3 protein-coding genes and 1 pseudogene are annotated in these 4,017 nt (G+C 68.5%); all 4 read right to left on the bottom strand.

The annotated features are described in order from the left end of the window. Positions 1–881, bottom strand: a pseudogene (locus NQU55_RS36065) (site-specific integrase); the annotation flags it as partial. Beyond that, positions 857–2,386 carry a hypothetical protein gene (locus NQU55_RS36060; RefSeq protein ID WP_206329760.1) on the bottom strand — a complete coding sequence of 510 codons (1,530 nt, stop codon included), beginning with the start codon at positions 2,384–2,386 and terminating at the stop codon, positions 857–859. The pseudogene NQU55_RS36065 and the gene NQU55_RS36060, both read right to left, overlap by 25 nt. Beyond that, a complete protein-coding gene (locus tag NQU55_RS36055) occupies positions 2,383–2,733 on the bottom strand; it encodes a helix-turn-helix domain-containing protein (RefSeq protein WP_168094819.1) in 351 nt (116 codons plus the stop codon). The genes NQU55_RS36060 and NQU55_RS36055 overlap by 4 nt, the downstream gene beginning before the upstream one ends. Positions 2,734–2,749: 16 nt before the next feature. Continuing rightward, positions 2,750–3,853, bottom strand: coding sequence for a tyrosine-type recombinase/integrase (locus NQU55_RS36050; protein ID WP_168094820.1), 1,104 nt, complete (start codon positions 3,851–3,853; stop codon positions 2,750–2,752). Positions 3,854–4,017 lie beyond the last annotated feature (164 nt).

Raw genomic sequence — 4,017 nt, 5'->3', positions numbered from 1 at the left:
GCCGCGTAGGCGGCCCAGTCTCCGGCGGCGGCTCGCTGCCATTTGACGGCGACGGTGATATCGATGCCGAGGGTGCGGGCGAGGACCGCGGCGGGCAGCTCGGTGGCGAGCTGGAACAGTGCGGTCGAGCGGGCTTCCGCGAGCCGGATGCCGAGTTTGCGGAGGCGTTCGCCCATGGCCCAGGCACTGATCGGACGGCCGGGCTGGCCTCCGGGGAAGAGCCAGGGCGACTCTGTCCGGCCGAGGACGGCATGGCTGCAGCGGACCGCGACCTGCTGGCGGGCCAGGTCAGCGACGGGTTCGGGAAACTCGACCGGAACGGCGCCGAGGCGGATGCGAACGGCTCCGTCCGTCTCCTCGATGTGGTCGATGGTGAGCCGGGAGATCGCGGCGGGCCACTGGGCATAGAGGAGCAACAGCAAGCCGGCGAGGCGGTCTTCGGGCTTGAGGGTGTCGTCGTGCAGCAGGCGGCGGGCGGTGCCCCAGCGGGCTTCGTCGTCCATCGCCTGGGTGGGGCCGTTCCCTCTGACGGCCGGAAAGCTGAGGTCGCGGGCGACCTTCTGGGAAAGGGCCCAGCGCGCGAAGTGGCCTGCCTCCCGGCGGTGGCGGGCGTCGTCGCTGGTCATCCAGCGTTCGAGGTCGGCCTGACGGCAGGTTGAAAGGGTCAGATTCTGCTCTTCGAGCCAGTCCAGGAGATGGACGGACGCCCGCAGATGCTGCCGTGCGCCCGCGAGTTGGTAGTGCGTAATCTCCTTGCCGCGGCTGCGTCGGCGAAGCCGACGCAGGAGATGCCATGTCGCGTACCGGTGCAGGATTTTCCGGCCCTCGGCCGTCGCATGGGAGGCAACGAGGTCCTTCATGTGCCGTTCGAGGCGGACCATCTGCTCGTCCCGCCGGGGCAGGGCTTCGGTGGCGACGAGAACGCTGCGGATGTGCTCGACGACTTTGCCTTCGGGGAGCTCGTCGAGGGCCTCATGGGTGCGAGGCCGGCGGCCGGAGCCAGATCGGACAGGACGGTGGAGACGATGCCCTTGGAGAGCCAGCGCATCGCGGTGCCGGCCCGTTCGGTGTCGACCAGGGCGTCGTGAAGGGACTGCAGCTTCGGGTTTATGGAGCCGGTGTCATCGGCGAGGAGTTCGTGGAGCCGCTGCTTGAGGGTGCAGCGGGGGCACGGTCCCGGTGCGTGCAGCCGTTCGACTTGTCCGCAGGTGGGACAGGGGCGCCAGAGCTCGGCGTCCGGCGTGGTGCAGGGGCCGCAGACGGGGGCGTCGGCGGTGCCCGAGTGGATGCCGCGCATTCGTCCGCAGACGGTGCAGTGAGCTTGGCGCCTGTCACAGCCGCCGCAGCGAGGCAGGCCGGTGAGCTTCGAGACCATGCAGGGTGCGGTGCGGCCGCAGATCGAACAGAGCAAGATGGGCAGGGGACGGCAGTTCGGGCAGATCGGCCCGTCCGCGGTGCGGGAGTTGACCATGCGTGACTCACCGCAGACGACGCAGGTCTCCAGGTTCGCCGGGTCCTTGACCAGGCAGCTCGGACACAGTGGTCGCCCCTCGGCGTCGCGGGTGGCCGGTTCGCGCCGGGCGCCGCAGCGTACGCAATCTTCGAAACGGGACTTGGCGATGCAGTTGCGGCAGACGCGCTGCCCGTCGAGCGGCTTGTCGAGGCGGACGACCCGGTGGCAGCGAGGGCAGGCGGGCCGGACGATCCCGGCGACCCCGGCCTCGTGCAGCAGGTCGATGAACCGCAGGATGGCGCGATGCGGCGCCAGATAGCCCTCCCCGGTCAGCAGACGAGGGTTCTCCTCGAGGGCCCAGACCACTCTCTGGCGATAGTGCGGACGGTGGGGTGCCGACCGGCGGAGGGCCTCGGCGACCGCATCACGGTCGGCGCCCGGGGCGATCGCGGTGATCAGTTCGTGGGCGACCGCGGCTGGATCACGGTCGTCGGTGTCGGGACACATCGAACAGCGCGGCAGGCCCTTGCGGTCCCGGAAGCTGACGCGTCGGACCTTTCCGCAGGTGGTGCACTCAGTTCTCTCCTGCCCGCAAACCGAGCAGTACCAGTCCTGGCCCTTGCGCTGGAGGGTTCGCAGCTCCTTGCCGCACTCCGCGCAGACCGGTGCCGCGATCGCCGAGGCGCCGGCCTTGCGGAGCTGGATGAGCAGATCGCCGATCGCCCGGGGTGCTGGGGACCGGCCGTCGGTCAGGACGGCAGACCGCATGGCCAGGGCCTTGGCCAGCTGGCGCGACTTCGCGCGGCCGCCCGCGACCGCGGTGACCACAGCCCGGATACTCTCGGCGCCAAGGTCCTTCTCGACATGGGTGACGAGGTCCGTGATCAGGCCGATCGGGTCCGCGACGGCGCGATCCAGGTCAGCCGTGGTCAAGACCGGTCAACTCCTTTGATCCGAGCACGCTTGGGACGTAGTCCGCCGAGTCCCTCCGACTCGGGCGCCGAGCCGCCGGCGGCTGCCTTCTTCGGCTTCTTCATGGCCCCGGCCGCCGCGATGGGCTCGATGAGGTCGTCCATGGTGCAGTCGAGGATGTCGAGCAGGGCCATGAGGATCTTCAGGCTCAGTCGCTCCGGTCGATCGACGACGAGCCGGTAGACCTGGCTCGTGGACAGCGTGATGCCGCGTTCGGCGAGCGGAGGGAGGAGGTCGGTGGTGGAGAACATCCCGCGGTCGGCCATGACCTTGCGCAGGTGCCAGTGGTAGTCGAGCTTGGCGGCCATCGCCGGATCCCTCCTGTCAGGCCTCGGCGAACGCCGGGGCCAGTGCCTTGTGCAGGGAAGTGTTCATGAAGTCGTCGCTGACGTGCGTGTAGATGGCCAGGGAGCTGTCGCACTCGTGGCCGACCTGCTGCTGGATGAAGCGCCGGTCCACCCCGTCCTCGGTCAGGTGCGTGACGTACGAATGCCGAAGACTGTGCGGGGTCAGCTCTTTCGTCAGCCCGAGAGCGTCCCGGTATGCCTCGAACCGGTCGTTGATCGAGCCGGGCTGCAGGCGGCCCCCGCGCTCGGTGATCCACAGAGCAGGGTGATCGGGGAACCCGAAGCGCGGGCGGACGTTCTCGACGTAATCGGCGACCGCCTCGACGGCCCAGTCCATCACTGACAGTACGTTCCGCCGGCGCGGCGGCTGGCCCTTCTTCGCCTTGCCGTAGCGGACGTTGAGCGTGCCGTACCGGCCGAACTGGCGGGCCTGCGGGTTGCGTCCGAAGTCGACCACATCAAGCTTGGACGTCTCGGTCCGCCGAAGCCCCCACCCGTAGATCACCTTGAAGAGGGTGGCGTCGCGGTAGGCCGCCAGGGCTCCCTTGCGTTTCGCCCGTACCGCTCGATCGACCTGGTCGTCGGCGTAGTCGAGGAAGAGCTGTAACTCTTCCCGTGTGAAGGGCCTCGCCTCCGGGTCGCCTTCGTAATCCTGCAGGTGAGGAAGGGTATTCCACTCGTGGCAGATCGCCACCGGGAAGGTGCCGAAGGCTTCCTCGCAGGCCGGGACCCAGCCATAGCGGGCGTCGATGAGGAGCTCGGTGAACAGCCGAACGATGCCCTGGTAGCTGCGGACCGTAGACGGCGCCAAGTGCCCCTCGCTCGTCAACGATGCCGACCACTCGTCCAGGTGGGCTGGCGTCCATCGCCACGGGTACTCGTTCGTGAAGTCCAGAAACCGGCGGATCAGACGTTCCCTCGGGTCGATCGTGTCGTCCTTCAGCCCCCGCGACTTCTGCTGAGCACGCCAGCCCCGCAGCATCGCGTCGAACATCGCGTCCTCGGGACGCAGCTGGACCACCCCGGAAACGAGTTCCAGTTGAGCCGACCCGGCCAGGGCCACCTTGCGCTGATGCACCACTCCAGACCCTCCCTTCTGGAGGGCAGATCATGCATCAGAAGGGATCAACTCGGCAACATGCCGGCTCAGGAAGCCAGTCCATAGACCCTACGAACTCGTTCCACTTCCCCCAGTGACCAGGCGACCTGCGGTTTCTCACCCGTCTGATGCAATTCCCGAGGGTT

It is taken from the genome of Streptomyces telluris (genome assembly GCF_024519335.1).
Lineage (GTDB): Bacteria > Actinomycetota > Actinomycetes > Streptomycetales > Streptomycetaceae > Streptomyces > Streptomyces telluris.
Note: the sequence above shows the minus strand (reverse complement) of the source record. Positions and strands in the feature narration are given on the sequence as shown.

Bases quoted from the DNA above. Each gene is read 5' to 3' on its own strand.
- NQU55_RS36055 (WP_168094819.1), bottom strand. From the start codon at position 2,733: ATGGCCGCCAAGCTCGACTACCACTGGCACCTGCGCAAGGTCATGGCC.